This window comes from Polaromonas sp. CG_9.11 (assembly GCF_015752225.1).
Classification (GTDB): domain Bacteria; phylum Pseudomonadota; class Gammaproteobacteria; order Burkholderiales; family Burkholderiaceae_C; genus Polaromonas.
Genome location: NZ_JADOVE010000007.1, coordinates 91,551 through 111,231, shown reverse-complemented (window position 1 = coordinate 111,231; position 19,681 = coordinate 91,551). Strand labels below are relative to the sequence as shown.

Below are 19,681 nucleotides of genomic sequence, written 5' to 3'. Positions count from 1 at the left end.
GGGAGAAAAGCGCGACGACTCATCTTGACAGCGCGCCGAACAGCTTCGGTTTGTAGAACTCGCCGGCCACCGCCTTGTTGACCTCGCCGAGCGTCGGATATGGCGCGATCATGCGCGCCACAACCTTGAGCTTCAAGCCGGCGCCGATCGCCAGCACCCACGCATGGGCGAGTTCGCCGGCGTGCGCTGCCAGGATCGAGACCCCGAGGACGCAGCCGTTGCGATGGGCGACGAGCCGGATCGACCCGCGCGCCGCGCGCTCCGTCCGGGCCCGGTCGTTGCCGCCGAGTTCGACCTCCAGCATGCGCACGTCGCCGCGGTGCTGCTTGCGGGCCTCGTCTTCGACCATGCCGACGAGCGCCAGCTCGGGGTCGCAATAGGTCGCCCCGGGTGAGCGACGCGTAGTCGGTCTTGGCGTACGGAACGAGCAAAGCATTCTGGACAGCGATGCCGGCTTGATGGCCGGCCACGTGCGTGAACTGCGGCGACTTGGCAACGACGTCGCCGATCGCGTAGACGCCGCGCGCGCTGGTCCGCAGCTTCGCATCGACGACGACGCCGCGGGCGTCGGTCTTCACGCCGACCCTGTCGAGATCGAGCGCCTCCAGCCGCGGCCGCCGTCCGGCCGCCACCAGCAGGAGCGAGCCCCGCACCTCGCCGTGCTGGCCGCCTTCAACCACACCGAGGGTGATGCCAGACTCATCCTGGCGGGCGCTGGTCACCTCGACCTGCTGGCGGATCGTCACGCCCTCGGCTGCCAGGATCTTCAGCAGCTCGGCGACATGGCCGGCATCGTCGTGCGGCATCGCCTTGCTGCGCTCGATCACGGTGACCTGCGAGCCCAGCCGGCGATGTGCCTGCGCCATCTCCAGGCCGAGCGGGCCCGCGCCGATGATCAGCAGGTGCGCGGGGAGCGTGCGGTTGTCGAAGATCGACTCGTTGGTGAAGTACGGCACCGCATCGAGGCCATCGATCTTCGGGGCGACGGGCGCTGAGCCGGTGGCGATGGTCACGCGCCGGGCCTCGATGCGCTGCCCGCCGGCCATCAGGACGCACGGCGCCACGAAGCGGGCCTCGGCACGGATGACGTGCGCGCCCTTCCCCTCAAAGCGCTCGACCGAATCGTGCGGTGCAATGGCGGCGATCACCTGGTGCACGTGCGCATGGACCGCGGCGAAATCGACGCACGGTTCGACCGCCTCGATGCCGCAGCCGCCGGCGCTGCGCATCGCGTGTGCCGTCCGCGCCGCCGCCAGCAGGGCCTCTGAGGGCACGCAGCCGGTGTTCAGGCATTCCCCGCCCATCTCGCCTCGCTCGATCAGCACCACCCGCACGCCGAGCTGCGCGGCCGTTGATGCCGCCGAAAGGCCGGCCGAGCCGGCGCCAATGACGCAGAGATCGACCTTGAGGACTTTCGGACCGCCGGGGCCGGTCGGCTGCGCGGCGGTCATTCAGGCACCGAGCGCATCGGCCAGTGCGCTGAAATCCGCCACGTCGATATCCGGCGGCTCGGCCAGCGGGAACTGCTGCTGGTGCGGGCGGGCGATGAACGCTGCCTGCAGGCCCGCCCACTTTGCGCCGGCCACGTCCCAGCCGTGGGCCGCCACCAACATGCAGTCGGCCGATTGCGCGTCGAGTTTGCCGACCGCCCAGCGGTAGACGCTGGCGTGCGGCTTGAACCGCTGTGGCGTCTCGACGCTCAACTGCTGCTCGAAGAAGTGGGTGAGTTCGGCGTGGTTGAGTTGCGCCATCACCGCCGCCTGCGAAGAGTTCGTCAGTGTCGCCAGGCGAAAGCCGGCGCGCTGCAGCCGCTCAAGCGCAGGGACGACATCAGGGTGCGGCGCGAGGCTGCGCATGCCGCTCAGCAACTGCCTGGCATCGGCGTCGTCGATGGCCAGGTCGCGGTTACGACCCACCATCTGCAATGCGGCCACGCCGATGTCCATGAAATCGGCATAGCGGTCGGCCACGCTCATCACCAGTGAATGGTGCAACAGGGTCGAAAACCAGAGGGCGGAGCTGTCGGGCGCCAGCAGCAGGTCGTCCATCGCCTGCTTGATCGGCGCCATGTCGAGCAAGGTCTCGTTGACGTCGAAGATCAGGACCTTGGGGCGGGGCGCGGGGCTGGTCATGTAGATATCCTGAAGTTTGGGGGCTACTCATGATCGGCCTTCCGGCCGGGAGATGTTGTCGAGGGCTGCTGCCGCGATGAGGAATTTTTACCGCTTGAGTTCGCGGGCCTCAAGCGGTGCCGCGTACCGGGTAGTCCTTCTCGATGACGAAGCGAATGCCGTCAAGCAGCGCCCGCAGGTCCGGGCGTGCGAAGGGCGCGTTCGAGACATCGACGATCTGCACCTGGCCCCTGGGATTGATGACGAATACTCCGGGTTCGGCGAAGGGCTGGTCGGTCTCTTGCGGCGAGCGTGGCGACGAGACGTACAGGCCAAGTTGCTTGGCCTGCTCGACGGTCAGGTCGTAGCCCACAGGGAAATTCCAGCCGCATTCTTCGGACTCCGTGCGTGCCTTTTCCAAGCCATCGGCCGACAGGACCGAAACATCAAGGTTGGCGGCCTTGAAGTCACCGAGCATTTCGTTGAGCGTGGCGAGGTACTTTTTGCACAGCGGACAGTGCTTGCCGCGGTAGACGACCAACAGTCGCCATCCGTCGCCCTTCGCAGGGTTTACGTGGCCGCCGCCAACGGCAGGCCAGTCGAGTGAAGGAAAGGGTGAACCGGCAGTGAGGCGGGAGGGTGTCATTGAAGCTCCTGGAAAGAATTGAGATAAAAGAAAGAGGACCAAGCCTGCGCTCACCAGCCGCTCAGAGCGTCAACCGTGCGGCGCTACTTCAGCGGCTCGAGCTGGTCCAGCAGGAAGGGCAGGAATTCGGCGACCGTGGGATGGATCGGCAAGGCATCGCGCAGCACCTGGTAGCGGGCGCCGGTGGCCATAAAATTGCTGATCACCTGGATCACCTCGTCGCAGCCGAACCCCAGCAGCGACGCACCGACGATCTCTTCGCTTTGCTCGTCCACCAATATCTGCATCAGGCCCGAGGTCTCGCTCTCCTCCTTGGCCCGGCTGACGTCCTTCATCTGAAAATTCGCCACCAGCGTGGCGCGGCCCGACTCTCTAGCGTCGTCCTCCGACAGGCCGACCCGTCCCAGCGGCGGATCGGTGTACATCGCGTAGGTCGATACCCGGCCGTCGGCGGAACGTGCGCCGCCTTTCAGATTGGCCAGCACGATCTGGCCGTCCTGGTAGCTGGTGTGGGTGAAGGCACCGCGCTTGTTGATGTCGCCGACTGCCCAGATGCCTGGAACATTGGTTTGAAGCTTGCCATTGGTGGGCACGAAGCCGCGCTCGTCGGCCTTGACCCCGACTGCAGCCAGGTTGAGGCGCTCGGTGTTCGGGCTGCGCCCGGTGGCGACCAGCAGGTGCGAGCCTTCGACCCGCTGTCCACCCACCGTCACGGCGATCCCGGCATCGAAAATATTTTCTACACGCTCAACCTCGTTGCCGGTGTAGAAATGGATGCCTTCTCCCCGCAGCATTTCGGTGATCGCTTTAGAAACCGCCTCGTTTTCGTGGCCGGTGATGCGCGGACCGGCCTCGATCACGGTGACCTCGCTGCCGAGCCGGCGAAAAATCTGTCCCATTTCGAGGCCGATATAACTGCCGCCAATGATGATCAGATGGCGCGGACGCTCGCGCAGCTGGAGCAGGCTGACGTTGTCCAGCTGCGGCACGTCATCGATGCCCGGCAGCGGCGGGATGAACGCGCGGGTGCCGGTGTTGAGGAAGACCCGCGCTGCCCGCAGCGCCTGGTCACCGGCGGTCAGCTCGAACCGGTCGCCGGCCCGGCCCGTAAAGGCACCCCAGCCCCGCAGCAAGGTCAAGCCGTCCTGACCGGTGATCGATGCTTCCAGCCCCGCGCGCGACTCGTCGACCCGCTGCTGCATCCGCCCCATCGCGGCCGCGAAGTCAATTTCGACCTTCCCGGCCTGGATGCCGAAGTCGCCGGCACGACGCGCCAGGTACGCGACCCGCGCGCTTTTGCGCAGGGTCTTGGTTGGCGTGCAACCGTAATTGACGCATGAGCCGCCGACCAGCCCCCCTTCAATCAGGGCAACCTTCTCACCGCGCCCAGCCAGCGTCATGGCAAGGTTCGGTCCGGCCTGGCCGGCGCCGATCACGGCGACATCGAACTCGAGAACGGGCTTGCTCTTGTTCATGTGATGCTCCTCATGCCTTGAGCTTCACGCCCTTGCAGAACGGCACCCGGAATTATCCCGTCCGCAGCGCGATAACCTGACAACCATCGCCGTAACGGCCGTTGCTGCCTCGTTCGCCGGACTGGGAAATAGCTTTTCGGCGAAGCCGAGCAAATCGGCAGCATCGAACTCGGGCGTTTCAGCCAATGGCAACATCGGCTGGATGTCGAGCAGCGTTTCGTTAACGTCGAACAGCAGGACGCACGGGAGGTCAAGGGATCATGCATGCTCAACCCTCTCGTCAAGGTTTTGTCTAGCGAGTCGAATCAAACGTGAGCCCGTGAATTCGACACGTCTCGCGACGCGACCGACCGGCCATAAACCCAACCAAGAACCGCGCCGAAGACCAGATGCAGCACCAAAGTCATCATGGAAGCCATGATGCCCATGTTCATCCCAAACAGGCCAGCGCCGACCATCGGCATTAACACCAACATCATGATCAGCCAGCCGATGACGCCGAGCATGACCCCGTGTCCGACGCGGCTCGTTCCCGGCAGCTTCGCGTCGAGAGCGGCGATGGCAATACCGTAGCCGACGATACCGATCGCGAAATGCACAATCCAGCCAATGAGGGGCTTGTCGGGTGAACCCATCATCCCAGCGAGCATTTTTGGAAGGTCGAGTTGCGGCATAAGGCCCATCATTGCCTTCATAACCATCAGCAGTGACAGCACGATGGTAGCGGCGAGCCCTGCAAGCATGCCTTTTGGTATGTCTTTCATGTCTTCTCCTTGGGTAGTTAGCAGCTGACTTGGATTGCTCGGTGAATCTGACCTCGCTCTGGCAGTTACCCAGGCCGCCAGCATCTGTTTGCGGCGAAAGACGAATGCGCTCCGCGTCGTGGACCTTAAAGTTAGTGCACGATGCGGCAACACGCAGTCCGAAAGCGGACCATAGGGATGTAGGAGAAGACGAGGTGGCACAGCACCCCACTGGGCAGTGCAACTTATTTTCTGTAAATTTCCCAGATTCAGTTTTGGGTATGGGGGATTGGCAATGCTCAGGGTTTCATGGACAGGTAGATTTTTTCGGTCATCCACTCCTCGTCTTGTTCAACCAGCAAGGCACAGACCAGGCGCAGGCAACTGGCAGAGTTGGGGAACAAAGTGGCCACACGGGTTTTGAGCGAGGTCGGGCGCTTTTCAACGCTGGCGGCGCTGCTCGGCATTGCGGTCACCCCCTTGTTTCTGGTGGGACTGATCGAGCGGCGCGACCGCACCGTGATGCGGATGGGTGTGGATTCACTTGCAATCCTGATCTTGTATTTCGGCGGTGTATTCATGCCAAATTGCATCGCGTAGCCGATGCGCGGCAGACTGAGCCGGCATGCTTGGCTTGTCGCGCTATGGCACCAATACGTTTGTAAAGTTCCGAGCGGGTCTGTCCTGCCGGTAGTTAAAAAACGCCACTGGGCTTACGCCTGACATCAGAATGATCGGCCCTCTCCTACGCGGCTGCGCTGCAGGCGGGCGTAAATTGGTGTCTCTTCAACACAGGAGCAACCCATGCCCAGTCCCAAAGACAATACCAAGATGACCGGAGACACCCACCTGCCCGAGATCGAGTCGAACCAGCCCGTCGAAGAGGGTTCGCCCATCGGCCTTGGCACCAGGGGCATGCAAAGCGGCCTCGTCGGCAACACCGTCAAGAAGGCCGGGGTGATTACCGATGGAGAGGAGGATGCGGGCGCTGACGACCAGTCGGAAGACCGTCTAGGAACCGGTAATGAAACCGGCGCATGATGACCTGATCTGTAGTTGTCCGTGTCGGCATCCGTCAAGCATCAGCATCGACTGCTGGCACGGCCAGTGCCGGACATCCCCGTACAGTAAATCCAACGGCATGCCGGGACCATGAGTCTCTTTGCTATGCTGCGTGGGCTGCTGCCGAACCATCACTGCAACTGCCGGGCAACGCTGGATGACATCAGGCAGTTTTCAAAGCAAAAAGTGCCTCTGGCCCAATCAGTTGGGCTGTCAGCTATCAATACAGCAGCATTTTTTCGCCGCTAAAGCGAATCAATCAAGCGGCTCCAGTTGCAGTAAGCTCGCGGACCTTGCCGCGCCGGATGCTGAGCATAATCAGCGCCAAGCCCAGCGCCACGCTGACCGCCACCGCCAAGGTGTTGGCCTCCTACAACAACGGCGTGGCGATCAGGGCTGCGCCCACCAGCGCGTCGAGCCAGCGCGCTGGCCCGGCCACTTCTACTGCTGCCCCACGGTCAGCCCCAGCTAGCCGATCACATGATGGGCATTGGCCAGGGTGCCATCAACGCCCAGCGTGACGCGGGTGAACCGCAGCGCAAGACCGATCAGCGCCGCCAGTGCGAGGTTCCGCGGCAGGCTGACACCTCCACCCAGCAGGCTCTTGAGGACATTGCCGGCCGGCTGATCGAACTCGTCAGCCAGCGGTTTCGTGCGCTTCGCGCTTGCTGCTTTCGGCTCCTCACCGGTATCGCCCACAAATAGAACGCGCAGCCAGTTCTGGCCTGCTTTCTGGCGTCGGCGCAAAAACTGAAGTGATGCCAGCAGCTCGTCCAGCGAGTACGGAATCTGCAACAAAACCGCCGCCCCGCCGATCAGCGCAATCGTGCTCCAGGTGCCGATGATGACCAGCTGGATGATGATGAAAACAATCGAGGTGATGCCCAGCGGCGCAATCATCAGCCCGAACAGCACCACCAGCCATGGCATGGTGCGCCAGCGCATCCGCGAGCCGACGATGCCGGTCAAGATTTCCAGCCGGTTGAAAACAAAAATGGCGCTGTCATCACCGGCGCCCCAATGCCGGCACACAGCCAGCGAGCCCAGGCGGCCCGCCACGACAGCACCAGCGCCGCGCACACCAAAAGTGCTGCACCCAGCACGACCTCGCTCCAGCGCAACAGCGGCTCCTGCACATTGATCAGGAGCCGCTGTTGCGCTGGAGCCCGACGTGCTGGCGATGTTCGCCGTGACTGTCCAGACCTTAGGGACCGTTGACATCTTGATCAACAACGCCGGCATCCAGCGCGACGCCGACCTGTTGCAAATGAGCCTGGACGACTGGCAGCAGGTGATCGCGGTCAACCTGACCGGCCAGTTCCTTTGTGCCCGCGAAGCCGCTCGCGAGTTCTTGCGACGTGGCGTGGTGGCCGAGCGCTCGTGCGCGGCCGGAAAACTTATCTGCATCTCGTCGGTCCATCAACGCATTCCGTGGGCCGGGCACATCAACCACGCGGCATCGAAGGGCGGCGTGGCGATGCTGATGCAGCTGATTCCGTTTGGCCGCGTCGGCAATGCACAGGATGTCGCCAAAGCCGCTTGTGTGGCTGGCCTCTGACGAGTCCGACTGCGTGACCGGCGCGACGCTTTATGTCGACGGCGGCATGGCGCTGTATCCGGCGTTGCGGAACAATGGTGAGGCAGTGAGCGGACGTGGACGCTGCAAGAATGTCTCCTGAATAAATCCGGGGCAGTTGATGCCAACCCTGTTGTCGCTCTTTTTTTATAGCTATTTACGCCCGTTCTTGTTGGGCTTGAGCACCTTTTTTACTCAAACCCGAATCATGCAGCCGGTTCAATCCGGCCAGCTTCAGGGAGTGGCCGTGCTGAACCGTCTCAAGGGTGAGGACGCAGGGCAATGCCTAAAGGGCACAGGGCACAGGAAACGGGCATGGACTTGAATGTAAGAGGACTCCGGGGATCCCAACGCGATCAGGCGCCAGAGAACTGGCGTGCCTGGATTCATAGAGGTTTTGCTTCAACGCGGTGGGGCCGGGCAACCCTTGCAACCTTGCGTATCGGCACTGATCCAGCGGATGCTCGCGTCGATTCGGGCGCCACGCAAGTCGGCATCACGCAGATTCGCGCCTTCGAAGTTGGCGCCGCGCAAATCGGCTTTGCGTAAATCAGCACCCGCCAGATCCGCCGCATCAAAGTTGGCGCGGCGCAAATCGGCACCTTGCAGCGTCGCACCGGTCAGGCTTGCCGACACCATCTTCGCACCGCGCAACACAGCCTTGCGCAAATCGGCTTCGCGCAGGTCGGCGGACTGCAGGTTGGCGTTCGGCAAGCGGGCTCCGCGCAGCGATGCCTGTTGCAGGTTGGCATCTTCCAGATCGGCATTCGCGAGCAAAGCGCCATCGAGCCGCGCGCTCTGCAGATTGGCCTTTCTGAGATTGATATCCGTCATCTTTGCGCCGCTCAGCTCCGCGCCATTGAGTTGAACGCCTGACATCAGCGAGCCCGTCAGGTCGACATTGCGCAAATTGGCGTCTGACAGACGAACATCGGGGCACAACGCGCCCGGGCCGATGCGACAACCGTTAAGCGTCCTGCTCTGAGCTAACGTAGCACTGGAAGCGCCTAGCGCGCCGATCACCAACAATGCCGACAGCAGCCCGAAGGCTTTTAGCCGCGCTGGCGGCCTGGCAGGCATCTGACGCGCGAACCCGCCAGACGTCGCAGCGCAATCGAGACGTTTCATTTTTTCATCCCCGAACACGGGATGCGTTGGCCAGGTATCGATTCAGTCATACGGGGTTTTGTCACGTTTCTATTTCAAAAAATGCTTGACCGGCAATTTCAAACCCCTATTCCCTCCGGCCTTGTGGGTCAGGTGCATCTGAGTCTGTAGGCATTTGCTTACAGACGCGCCCAGTGAACCAACGCGCCTTACAACTGCGAACTCAGCGTTCCGGCCAGTGCGTCGAGCAATTTGTCGGTCCAGCTCCGGCTCTCCCATTCGGCCAGCGTCACACGGCGCGACAGCTGCAGGTCGGCATCGAAAGTCGCGCGCTGCGCCTCGGCGAACGATGCATCGAGCACGTTGAGATTGGCCTCGTCGTTGACGCTGAACGAGCGGCTGTCGAAATTGGTCGAGCCGACGGAGGTCCACAGGCCATCGACGATCATCACCTTGCAGTGGTACATGGTCGGCTGGTACTCGTAAATTTCAATGCCGGCGCGCAGCAAGGGGCCCCATTCGAAGCGCGACGCGCGGCGCACAAGTTCGCTGTCGGTGTGGGCGCCTGGCACGATCATTTGCACCCGAACGCCGCGCCGCGCCGCGGCCACCAGCGAGTTGACGGCCACATTGTCGGGAACGAAATACGCCATCGACAGCGCCAGTGTGCTGCGCGCCGCGGCAATCGACATCAACACCATCAGCTGCATGCTTTCGGCCCCGCCGCCGGGCGAACTGGTGAAGGCCTGCGCTGCCTGCGTACCGACGGCCTGTAACGGCGGCAGGTACTTCTGGCCGTGCAGCAGATGGCCGGTGAGGCCAACCCAGTTGTCCAGGAACGCGGCCTGCAGTTGCGCGACCACCGGCCCTTCGACGCGGTAGTGCACGTCGCGCCAGTGCTGCGGGTCTTGCGCCTGGCCGCGCCACGCATCGGCGATGCCGACGCCACCGGTGAACCCGGTGCGGCCATCGACCACCAGCAGCTTGCGGTGCGTGCGGTTGTTCATGCGGCCCAGCGTCGTCAGGCGCGGCGGGTTGTAGCGCTGCAGCGCGATGCCGGCAGCGCGCATCGCGTCCAGATTTGACGCCTCGAGCCCGCTGCCCCACCAGTCGAGCATCACATGCACGCGCACGCCGGCGCGGGCGCGCTCGGCCAGGGCTTGGGCAAACTCCTTGCCTATTGATCCCGACCAGTAGATGTAGGTCTCGAAAGTAATGGTGTGCTGCGCGCTGCGGATCGCCCCCAGCATCGCCGGGAAGATTTCATCGCCGTTTTGCAATGCCTGGACCCGGTTGCCGCCGACGATGGTCGGGCCGAGCACCGCGCCCATGACACGCTCGAACTGCGGATCCGAGGCCGCATAGCCGACCTCGATGCGTTCGTCGATCAGCTTGTCGCCAAGCGAGAGGTTTTGCAGCAGCAGCCAGGCCAGCGTGGTCAGCACGAAGGCGGCAATGCCGACGGTGAATCCGAGTTTCGAGGGCGTCATGCAGAGGCTGCGGGCGGCACCCGCGATAGTTGTGAACAAGACCGACAGGATATCGCGATGCGCCGCCGCTTTGGTGTCAGGTCTGTCTGGTGAGTAATTGCCGACGAGCTTGCGGCGGCTGGCGTAGCCTGATACGGTATGCGAGGGGAACCGCGCAAAAAACCGCCAGGTCTTCCCCTTTGTTCGCCGCTTTTGCCGTACCGAGGAGTGGGCCTATGGCAAGCACCAGGGCGGCGCCGGTTGTGCCGCATTGACGATCAGGCAAACAATGATGGCGCATGCGGGCTGCCTGTAGCGGCCAAAAATGCCGGTCCGATTTTCGTGACTTCCAAGGATGAATATGCAGAACGCCAAAGCGAACACCGCGTTGCAAACCGTGTCCCGGGCACCGCTTGTGTTTGGGTGGCTGCTGGTCAGCATCGGCCTTGGCCTGTGCGCTGCGGGCGGATGGTTGATGGCGCTGGGCGGCTCCTGGTACTACCTGCTGGCTGGCGCCGCTTTCTTGCTGACGGGTATGTTGCTGATGGCGCTCAATCCGCTGGCGCTGTGGGTATTTGCGGCGCTGGTGGCGGCAACCTTGGCCTGGGCCTTGTGGGAATCCGGCCTGGACTGGTGGCCGCTGGCCGCGCGTGGCGACGTGCTGTTTGTACTGGGCATTTGCCTGCTGATCCCCCCGATCAACAAGCCGCTTTTCACGCCGCAAGCAGCCGACGGCCAGGTTGCCGGCCACAGCGCCAGCGCGCGTGGCGGCGCCTGGGTGCTGGGCCTCGCCCTGGTGGCCTTTGCAGGGGTGTCGGTGACAGCCATGCTGCGTGACGCGCACGGTATCAGGGCATCGGGAACTTCATTGGCTGCATCCACGCCTGCATCAACATTGCCAGCTATGGCAACCGGCGCCTTCGCCGCCATCGCAGAAGGCGTTGCAGCCGGGCAGCCGCCAATGCCCGACGGCGAATGGCATGCCTATGGCCGTACATCGTATGGCCAGCGGTATTCGCCGCTTGACCAGCTCACGCCGGCCAATGTCAGCGGGCTTGAGCTGGCCTGGAAATACCAGACCGGCGATCTGCGAGGACGGCCGGGCGATCCGGTGGAAACCACTTTTGAGGTCACGCCGCTCAAGGTCGGCAACCGGCTTTTTCTGTGTACCCCACACCAGTCGGTGATCGCCTTGGACGCCACCACCGGCGCCGAGGTATGGCGCTACAACCCGCAGATCCAGGGCAAGCTGGCCCTGCAGCACCTGACCTGCCGGGGCCTGTCTTACCAGCCGCCGGCATCGCCGCCGGGTCCTGTGGCCGCCAACGTTGCAACGGCTGCCGAGCCGGCAAAAGCGCCGGCTGCCCGAAATCTGTCTGGCCAGGCGGTGAATGAAACCGGCGCTGCGACCACCTCTTCGGCAGCTGCAGCGACCGGCGCACAGTCTGCTTCCGCCTGTGCAGCCCGGCTTTTCATGCCCACTTCGGACGGCCGTCTGATAGCCCTGAACCCGGACACCGGCGCGGTGTGCACCCGTTTTGGCCGACAGGGTGAACTGGACCTGTGGGCCAACATGCCCAACCCCAAGCTGGGCGCTTACTACTCGACATCGCCCGTGGTGCTGACCCGCCGGCTGATCATTGTGGGCGGAACGGTGCTCGACAACGTCTCGACCAAAGAGCAGTCTGGCGTGATACGGGCCTATGACATCGACACCGGCACCCTGGTCTGGAACTGGGATTCCGGCAACCCGCAAGCCACCGCCCCGATCGCGCCGGGCCAGACCTATACCGTCAACTCACCCAACAGCTGGTCGGTGTCCAGCGTGGATGAAGCGCTGGGCATGGTCTATGTGCCGCTGGGCAACCAGCCGCCTGACCAATGGGGTGGCAACCGCAGCGCGTCGGTTGAAAAATACTCCAGCGCCGTGGTGGCGCTTGACTTGGCAACCGGCAAGGTGCGCTGGCATTTTCAAACCGTTCGCCATGACCTGTGGGACTATGACGTGCCGGCGCAGCCCAGCCTGGTGGATCTGACCCTCAACGGCGTCAACGTTCCCGCGCTGGTGCAGGCGACCAAGCAGGGCGAGATTTTTGTGCTGAACCGCCAGACCGGCGCACCCCTGCTGCCGGTGACCGACGTGCCCGCGCCGCAGGGCGCCGCCCCAGGGGACTTCACCGCGCCAAACCAGCCGCGCTCGGCGCTGTCGTTTGATCCGCCGCCGCTTGCCGGTCGAGACATGTGGGGCGCGACGATGTTTGACCAGCTCTACTGCCGCATCGCCTTTCAGCGCCTGCGCTATGAAGGCCGCTACACACCGCCATCGACCCAGGGTTCACTGGTCTATCCCGGCAACTTCGGCGTCTTCAACTGGGGCGGCATTGCGGTGGACCCGAAGCGGCAAATAGCCTTCACCACCCCCACCTATCTGGCGTTTGTCTCGCAGCTGGTGCCGCGCCGGGATGACACCAGCCTGATGGTGCAGGGCGATGAACGGCCGCAAGGCAGCCTGCCATCGTTGAATGAAAACTTCGGCGCGCCGTTTGCCGTCAAGCTCAGCGCGTTCACCTCGCCGCTGGGCATACCGTGCCAGCAGCCACCCTGGGGTTATGTGGCGGGCGCTGACCTCACCACCGGCAAGGTGCTCTGGCAGCATAAAAATGGAACCGTGCGCGACCAGTCGCCAATTCCCCTGCCTTTCAAAATGGGAGTGCCCAACCTGGGCGGGCCGATCATGACGGCTGGCGGTGTTGCGTTTTTGTCAGGCACGCTGGACTACTATGTGCGCGCCTATGACGTGCGCAATGGCCAGCAACTGTGGCAAAGCCGCCTGCCTGCCGGCGGGCAGGCCACGCCCATGACCTACACCGGCGAGGACGGCCGCCAATACCTGCTGGTGGTTGCCGGCGGGCATGGATCGCTGGGAACCAAGGCCGGCGACGATGTGCTCGCCTATGCCTTGCCCAAACGCTGATGGAACCCGCGTAAGCGCCAGGAAAGGTCCGAACAATTAAAGGCTGGGCACCTCAAGCCGAACGGCTGGCAGGGACAGCGCGCGGATCTCATCAATACCGCGGGCCTCCGAGTGACCCTGCCCACCTAGAGCGCATTCGTTCTGACGAGCAAATGAATTTTTTGTATCGAATTGGCCTCTGGCGCATGATTTACAAGGGCTTTTAGCTATCAATTCAGTAGCAAATAATGCTGGTTTTTCAGATGCATTGATTGCCAGTCAAGCGGATTGCGCTTTAGCAAGCCGTACACAGGCGTGCAGACCGTTTCAAAGTCATCCAAGAGTGCTTGCAAAAGGCGTCGGGTCCATATCGGGTTGTAGAAGGTATTCACGCATGGGGAGAACGCTGGCGCCGAATGCTCATGCACCTTCACCGCAAGACCTCGGTCTCCACGGCCTGGGTCTGGCTGGCCGAGGCGCGTATCCTTCTCGACAGACTTGCTAACATGGTTTGATTTCGTCAACACCCTCCTGGATCGAAACGCGCCCTGGCGTGCACATCAACCCAATTTGCTCATCAGCACGACACGATGATGAAGAAAAATCACGAGAACTCCAACACAAACTCGCGTCAGGAGCCGGTTGAGAAGGCCGATGAAGACGTTGACAAGGAAGTCCTGCAACAACGTTACGCCGTGCTGCATCGTTTTGAAGACTGGCTCGAAACACCCATGCTGGTTCTTGGCTTTGTTTGGCTGGTCCTGCTGGTCATTGAACTGACCGGGCACCTTGGACCGGGCCTGCAGTTTGTCGGCACCGCTATCTGGGTCGTGTTCGTCGCAGACTTTTTTCTCAAGCTCACACTGGCGCCGAACAAAGTGACGTACTTCAAGGAAAACTGGTTGACCGTGCTGGCGTTGCTGGTGCCGGCGCTGCGGGTGTTTCGGATCGCGCGCGCTGCGAGGATTCTGCAGGTCGGCAGAGCCACGCGCGGCATTCGTCTTCTGCGCGTCGTCAGCTCGGTCAACCGCGGCATGAAGGCGCTGGGTGCTGCGATGCAGCGGCGCGGCTTCGGCTACGTGGTGCTGCTCACGCTCATTGTGGCGGTCACGGGCGCCGCAGGGATGTATTTTTTCGAGCGCGAACTGCCGCAGGGGCCCGGCTTTGACAGCTTCGGCACCGCGTTGTGGTGGACCGCCATGCTGATGACAACGCTGGGTTCGGACTACTGGCCGAAGTCGGCCGAAGGACGCATCCTTTGCTTCATGCTTGCGCTGTATGCCTTTGCCGTATTCGGCTATGTCACGGCCACGCTGGCGACATTTTTTATCGGGCGCGATGCAGAAAATGAAGATGCCGAACTCGCCAGCGCACGCTCGATTGCCGAGCTGAGGCAGGAAATCAAGGCCCTGCGCGACGAACTTCGGGAAAGGAATCAGCGCGACCAGCACTAGCCCCACAACGCAATCGTGGACGGCGCCGGGGTTCAAAGAGCATGGCCCGGTGCCTGCAACCAGCCTCCCTCCCCCATCACCCTCCGGCGCGCCGTGCGTCCTCCACCCCTAGCGCTTGCGCGTTTCAACCGGCTGCTTGTCCGCACCCTTGCAGTGCTCGACCGCCACATTGATCTCGGCGCCCAGCAAAATGACAAAGCCCGCCATGTAAAGCCACAGCATCAGCACGATGACCGCGCCAATGCTGCCGTAGGTCGCGCCAAAATCGACAAAATTCGACGTATAGAGCCTGAAACCAAGCGACGCGGCGATCAGAAGAAACGTTGCGGTGAGGTTGCCGGGCGTGATGATCACAAAAGGCCGCTTGACGTTCGGCGCGAGGTAGTAGACAAGCGCAAACGCCAGCAGCAGCGCCAGCACGATGATGACCCAGCGAAAGCCGGCAAAAAACATGAGCAGGGCGTCGCTCAATCCGAACCGGTTGCCGATCCAGCTCTGGATGATGCCGCCCAGAACGACCAGAGAAAACGCGCCGAGCACGAGCACGCCAAAGAGGAGCGTGAGGGCCAGGGCGGTGGCCCTTGCCTTTAAAAACGACCTTCCCTCGCCGACATCGAAGGCGATGTTCATCTGCTGCATGATCGCGTACATGCCGGACGAAGACGCCCACAGCGCGGCGGCCAGGCCGAGCGACAGCAGCCCGCTGCGGCGCTCGTTGGTGACCTCGTCCACCACGCTGGTGAAGGCATTGGCGGCTGCACCGGGAAGGACTTGGCGCAGCAGGTCCATGATGGCCTGGTCGACATTGGCAATTGGCAGGTAGGGGATCACCGCCATGACGAAAATCATCCCTGGAAAAATTGCCAGCGTCAGGTAAAAGCCAAGCGCAGCAGCGCCGTTGAAGATGTTGTCGCGCTTGACTTCGCCGTAGAGACCGCCAAGAAAATTCTTCCAGGAAACGCCATAGACCATTGCAAGCTCCGCTGCGGTCAGCCGGTCGCGCCGGCGGCCGCGACCTGCAGTTGCGCGCTTACCGCGCCGGTGCTGCCATCCGGCACGGCCGCGATTTGGCCAGTCTGCACCCGCTCACGCCCGACGCCCTGCTGCACGAGGTAGCCGGCGATGGCCCGCGCTCGCTCGGCCGCGAGCAATTGCGTGGCGCTTTCGCCCATGGCCCGGGTTGCCGCGATCTGCTCGAACATCGCCTCGTACAGCCTGCGGCCGGCGTCGCTGGCGCCTGCGAACTCGCGGTTGAGCTGGCGCACTGCATCCGCGCCTGCCTGCTCCCGGAGTATCTGCTCCAGCGCGCGCCGTGTCGCCGGGTCGTCGTAGGCGATGGGTCCGGGATCTTCGTTCGCCTCTAGCCTGCGGCCGAGGGTTTGGGCGAGCGCGCGCTTGGCCTGCTCGCGACGCAAGGCAAGCGCATCGGTTTGGGGGTTGTACGGCGCGCTCACCACGAGCTGCAAGCGCGGGCGTTCCTGCAAGGCGCGGCTCAAGGCATCGAGTTTTTCGCGCTGTTCAGGCCGCAGGGCAGCGCTACCGGGCTCGAAGTCGATCGCTGCGAGCGATTCGGCATTGCCGCCGAACAGGCGAGCGAGCGCCCGAAAAGGCGCACTCACCACGCGTTGCAGCACGTTGCCCAGCGCCTGCCTGACGGCGCTGGCGACGCCAAAGCTCGGGTTGCCCAAGTCGCCACGCACCGGCACTGACAGATGGATTTCGCCTTTTGCGTCGGTGAGCAGCGCCACGGCGAGGTCGAGCGGCACGCTGAGGGCGCTGGGCGCCTGGACGCGCTCGCCGAGCGTGAAGTCTGCCAGGCGGATGGCGTTGTTGCCACGCAGTTCGCCCTCGGCAATCTTGTACTCCAGATCAAGCCACAACTTCCCCGATTTGACCTTGCGGCCTGCAAAGGTGGCGGTGTAGGGGGAAAGCGGCGGCACCAGGACGTTGTTGAACTCGACATGCAGGTCGGTGAACTGTGCCGGCGCGAAGGGCGCGATGCCGCCGCTGACGCTTGCCGATCCGTAGGGCTCGATCGTGCCGCTGGCCTGGATCTCGGCGTGGCGCGACTTGTCATTCGAAATGCCGACCACCGTGCCGTCCAGCGCCTTGACCGTGGTGGAAAAAGGCAGCACCAGGCTCAGGTCGGCATAGTTCACCTCGCCGCCGTGCAGCCGCACCCGCTCGACGCGAAGGTCCCAGGGCGCAGCGGCCGGCGCATTCGGCTGCGCGTCTGCTGGTCCGGACGTTTGCCGGGCCGGCTCGCCACGCCTGAGTACCTGCGCCAGGTTCACGCTGCGGTCCTTGGCGATCTCGATCTTCGCGCCCGGCGCGTTCACGGTCACATCCTGCACCGTGAGGCGCCGCGAAGCCAGGTCAAAGGCGACGCCGTCGGCATCGAGCTTGCGCCATGAAAGGAAGCGCTGACCCGACCATGCCTCGTTGACCAGCAGGTCCGCTATGCCCAGGCTCCCTTGGGCCTGAAGCGAGGCCTGCGCCCCGCCCTGGTAACGCAGCTGGGTGGAAGCCGAGACGGCGCCCGAGCGCACGTCGAGTGCGGCAAACCGCGCCAGCAGCGGCTGCAGCGGCGCCAGGGCCAGACCAGCTACTTCCACCTGCGCCTGCACGTTGGCTGCGCCGGGGTCGGCAGTGCCGCTGGCCCGGACCGTTCCGCCCGGCGCCAGGGACAGGGCCGCCTCGAACGCTGCACGTTGGTCGCTGGCAACGTTTCTTGCGCTGGCCTGCAGCGTGGCGCCCAGGGTCAGCGGCGGTTTGAAGCTGCGGTCGGCCAGCTTCAGCCCCAGGGATTCGAGCCTTACCAGGCCGAAGGCGTACCGCCAGTCGGCCAACTCCGATGGTGGGCCTGATGCCGGCCTGTCCGCATCAGGCCTCGCCCCAGTGGCCGGTGCCAGCAGCCCGCGCAGGGCAAGCCGGCCATTGGCGTTCCGCACGATGCTCGCTGTGCCGCCCTGCAGCACCAGCTCGCTGGCGCCGATGCGCTGGTCGGCAAGGTCTAGGTGACCCTGCACGATCGACGCGGACGCCAGGGTGAACGGCGGCTGCGGGATGCCGGGTGTGGCGAGTTCGAGTTGCTGGAGCCGGGCATCCAGATTTTCCAGCGCAACCTGGGTGCTGCTTGCGCCCAGCATGAGGCGCAGCCTGGCACGGCCGTCGATGGTGCCGGCGCGCAGCACCAGCGGCGTGCGGCGGCTGCGGTCGGTCATCTGCGCGCCGAGCCGGTCGACTTGAAGGGTGTCGACCTGCAGCGCCCATGGGGCGCCATTGCGGGACAGCGTACCCCTCGCCTGCCCGAGGCCGCGCTGCCGCGACTGCACGGCCGGGTCAACAGGCGTAATGCTGCTGCCCGATGGGCGCCCGATGGCGACCTGTCCGTCGGCGATTCGGAGCTGCTGCGCGGCCAAACGCCTGCCTTGCAGGTCGAAATGTCCCTGCTGCATCTGGACCGAGCCGAGGGCGAGCGCCACCTGCTGGGCGCCCGGCGCCTGCAGCTTGGCCTGCTGCAGCCGGGCCTCGATGCCGCTGGCCACCACCCCGAAGGCCGGGCCGGTGGCCAGTACCAGCTGCAAGGACCCGGCCATGTCACCGATGTCTGCCGCCAGCGTCGGCTGGCGGTTGCGGTCCCGGTAATGAAAGCCGACCTGGCCCAGGGACAGTGCCGCGACCTGCAGCGTCCAGCCCGGCGCGGCCTCCTGCGCGCTGACGGCCGCGCTGGCGCCCTGCGGCTGTGCGGCAAGCACCCAGTTCATGCGCCCATCGGGCGCGACGGCCATGGTAGTCTCGCCGCCCTGGAACTCCAATGTCGCCAACGCCGCGGCGCGTCGCGCCACATCCAGGCTGCCGCCGCCGGCCGTGATGCGCTGCATCGCCAGCAGCCGGCCGTCCTCACCGGCGCGGGCGAGCAGCACGTCGGCCAGGTCGATGGCAATGCCATCCAGGCGCAGGGACTCGCCGGCACTGTAGGCATAACGGGCCGACAGGTTGGCGCTGGCCTGCATTTCGGACAATCGCAGCCTGTCGCGCACGAAGGGCCAAAGCGCGGCGGCTTGCAGGCCGCTCAGCTGCACATTGCCAGTCAGATCAAGCGCCGGTTGCAGCACGGCGCCACCGCGCCACTCCAGCGCGCCACCGCCCGGCAAGGTAGCGCTCAGGCTGTGGGTGGCGCGCCGGTTGACCATGTTGGACAGGCCGTTCGCCTGCAGGCTGAGCGGCGCGAGGGTCGCGCTGGCTGGCTGGGCGCCAGTGAGGTCAGTGAAGACCAGGCTGGCCTGAGGCACATCGAGCTGGCGCAGGACCGCCGCCTGCGCGCCCCGGCCGGGATCGCCGTCCGGGCCTGCGAGGCGCTGCGCGAGTTCAGCCAGGTTCAGCCCGCCGCCGGGTTCGCGCACCAGATGTACCCGCAAGCCTTGGAGCGCCAGCCTGTCCAGCGTCCAGGTGCGGCGGAACAGGCCCACCCAGTCCAGGTCGGCCGACAACTCGTCAAACGCAATTACCGGGCTGCCGTGCCGGCCCTCGATGCGGACATCGCGCACCTCCAGGGTGAGCAAAAAGGGGTTGGCGCGCACCACGCCGACCAAGACGCCGCGCCCGAGCCGTTCCTGCAGCCAGGGTGCGAGCCGGTGTTCGGCCAGCCACGGCGCCAGCAGAAAGCCGGCCGCCGCATAAATCAGCACCAGCGCTGCCAGAACGACGGCAACTTGCTTCAGGCGCTGGGCGCGCATCACCGCCTGCCCTCCTGTTCGGACGGCTGGACACCTACCCGGACTCGGCCCGGACCGCTTAACGCTTCGCTTGCGTCCAGAGCGTCAGGACGAGCGGCGGGAAGCGGCAAAAAGCCCGACTGGATCCTCATGACCTCAGTCTGGGGACTGCTGCGGCCAGGGCTGTCAGCCCTTTCACTTCGTCGCTGTAGGACAACCAAGACCGTGTAGACAGCCATGGCCGCAGGATTCGGTGCGCCGGCAGCCTTGGCGGGACATTGCTGTCGGAATCGGCTGACGGACCGGAGCGAAACTGGCGCACGCCGAGCGACGGCCTCCTGCGCAAGGCTCAAGCATGTCTTGCGGC

Annotated in this window: 15 protein-coding genes and 2 pseudogenes; 5 read left to right on the top strand and 12 right to left on the bottom strand. The window is 64.2% G+C overall.

Translation table 11 applies throughout. The features are described 5' to 3' along the window. Positions 1 to 19 precede the first annotated feature (19 nt). From IWX85_RS20935 to IWX85_RS20930, 7 genes and pseudogenes are all read right to left on the bottom strand, one after another. A complete protein-coding gene (locus tag IWX85_RS20935) occupies positions 20 to 349 on the bottom strand; it encodes a hypothetical protein (RefSeq protein WP_370584246.1) in 330 nt (109 codons plus the stop codon). A gap of 115 nt (positions 350 to 464) precedes the next feature. Beyond that, a pseudogene (locus IWX85_RS07895) lies at positions 465 to 1,451 on the bottom strand (NAD(P)/FAD-dependent oxidoreductase); the annotation flags it as partial. Beyond that, the gene (locus tag IWX85_RS07890) at positions 1,452 to 2,132 is read right to left on the bottom strand and encodes a haloacid dehalogenase type II (protein ID WP_196869376.1); all 681 of its coding nucleotides are present in this window, start codon (positions 2,130 to 2,132) and stop codon (positions 1,452 to 1,454) included. Positions 2,133 to 2,241: 109 nt separating this feature from the next. Next, positions 2,242 to 2,757 (bottom strand): redoxin domain-containing protein, encoded by a 516-nt coding sequence (locus IWX85_RS07885; RefSeq protein ID WP_196869375.1) that lies wholly within the window; start codon positions 2,755 to 2,757, stop codon positions 2,242 to 2,244. A gap of 83 nt (positions 2,758 to 2,840) precedes the next feature. Beyond that, a complete protein-coding gene (locus tag IWX85_RS07880; protein WP_196869374.1) occupies positions 2,841 to 4,232 on the bottom strand; it encodes a mercuric reductase in 1,392 nt (463 codons plus the stop codon). A 305-nt stretch (positions 4,233 to 4,537) separates the two neighbouring features. Continuing rightward, positions 4,538 to 4,996 carry a DUF6789 family protein gene (locus IWX85_RS07875; protein WP_036812548.1) on the bottom strand — a complete coding sequence of 153 codons (459 nt, stop codon included), beginning with the start codon at positions 4,994 to 4,996 and terminating at the stop codon, positions 4,538 to 4,540. Between the two features lie 278 nt (positions 4,997 to 5,274). Next, on the bottom strand, positions 5,275 to 5,556 hold the full coding sequence (locus IWX85_RS20930) for a transposase (RefSeq protein WP_196869373.1): 282 nt from the start codon (positions 5,554 to 5,556) through the stop codon (positions 5,275 to 5,277). 223 nt (positions 5,557 to 5,779) lie between these two features. Between IWX85_RS20930 and IWX85_RS07865 the strand changes: the two genes are divergently transcribed. Then, on the top strand, positions 5,780 to 6,016 hold the full coding sequence (locus tag IWX85_RS07865) for a hypothetical protein (protein ID WP_196869372.1): 237 nt from the start codon (positions 5,780 to 5,782) through the stop codon (positions 6,014 to 6,016). A 489-nt stretch (positions 6,017 to 6,505) separates the two neighbouring features. Here IWX85_RS07865 and IWX85_RS07860 read toward each other — a convergent pair whose 3' ends face one another. Further along, positions 6,506 to 7,006 (bottom strand): hypothetical protein, encoded by a 501-nt coding sequence (locus tag IWX85_RS07860; RefSeq protein ID WP_196869371.1) that lies wholly within the window; start codon positions 7,004 to 7,006, stop codon positions 6,506 to 6,508. Between the two features lie 211 nt (positions 7,007 to 7,217). Between IWX85_RS07860 and IWX85_RS07855 the strand changes: the two genes are divergently transcribed. Continuing rightward, positions 7,218 to 7,595 carry an SDR family NAD(P)-dependent oxidoreductase gene (locus IWX85_RS07855; RefSeq protein ID WP_231379631.1) on the top strand — a complete coding sequence of 126 codons (378 nt, stop codon included), beginning with the start codon at positions 7,218 to 7,220 and terminating at the stop codon, positions 7,593 to 7,595. A 420-nt stretch (positions 7,596 to 8,015) separates the two neighbouring features. On the opposite strand, the gene IWX85_RS07850 is transcribed toward IWX85_RS07855, so the two are convergent. Then, positions 8,016 to 8,741 carry a pentapeptide repeat-containing protein gene (locus tag IWX85_RS07850; RefSeq protein ID WP_196869370.1) on the bottom strand — a complete coding sequence of 242 codons (726 nt, stop codon included), beginning with the start codon at positions 8,739 to 8,741 and terminating at the stop codon, positions 8,016 to 8,018. Positions 8,742 to 8,929: 188 nt separating this feature from the next. After that, positions 8,930 to 10,210: a phosphatidylserine/phosphatidylglycerophosphate/cardiolipin synthase family protein gene (locus IWX85_RS07845; RefSeq protein ID WP_196869369.1), complete on the bottom strand. Its 1,281-nt coding sequence runs from the start codon at positions 10,208 to 10,210 to the stop codon at positions 8,930 to 8,932. A gap of 454 nt (positions 10,211 to 10,664) precedes the next feature. Here IWX85_RS07845 and IWX85_RS07840 point away from each other — a divergent pair, with 454 nt between their 5' ends. The 3 genes and pseudogenes from IWX85_RS07840 to IWX85_RS07835 all read left to right on the top strand — a co-directional run bounded on the left by IWX85_RS07840 (position 10,665) and on the right by IWX85_RS07835 (position 14,596). After that, positions 10,665 to 13,163: a membrane-bound PQQ-dependent dehydrogenase, glucose/quinate/shikimate family gene (locus IWX85_RS07840; protein ID WP_370584245.1), complete on the top strand. Its 2,499-nt coding sequence runs from the start codon at positions 10,665 to 10,667 to the stop codon at positions 13,161 to 13,163. Positions 13,164 to 13,516: 353 nt separating this feature from the next. Then, positions 13,517 to 13,657: pseudogene (locus IWX85_RS20925) on the top strand (IS5/IS1182 family transposase); the annotation flags it as partial. A 78-nt stretch (positions 13,658 to 13,735) separates the two neighbouring features. Further along, positions 13,736 to 14,596, top strand: a complete 861-nt coding sequence (locus tag IWX85_RS07835; protein ID WP_196869367.1) for an ion transporter — start codon at positions 13,736 to 13,738, stop codon at positions 14,594 to 14,596. A 108-nt stretch (positions 14,597 to 14,704) separates the two neighbouring features. On the opposite strand, the gene IWX85_RS07830 is transcribed toward IWX85_RS07835, so the two are convergent. Together IWX85_RS07830 and IWX85_RS07825 are read right to left on the bottom strand one after the other, a co-directional pair. Then, positions 14,705 to 15,568, bottom strand: coding sequence for a YihY/virulence factor BrkB family protein (locus IWX85_RS07830; RefSeq protein WP_036806360.1), 864 nt, complete (start codon positions 15,566 to 15,568; stop codon positions 14,705 to 14,707). Positions 15,569 to 15,585: 17 nt separating this feature from the next. Then, on the bottom strand, positions 15,586 to 19,335 hold the full coding sequence (locus tag IWX85_RS07825) for a DUF748 domain-containing protein (protein WP_196869366.1): 3,750 nt from the start codon (positions 19,333 to 19,335) through the stop codon (positions 15,586 to 15,588). Positions 19,336 to 19,681 lie beyond the last annotated feature (346 nt).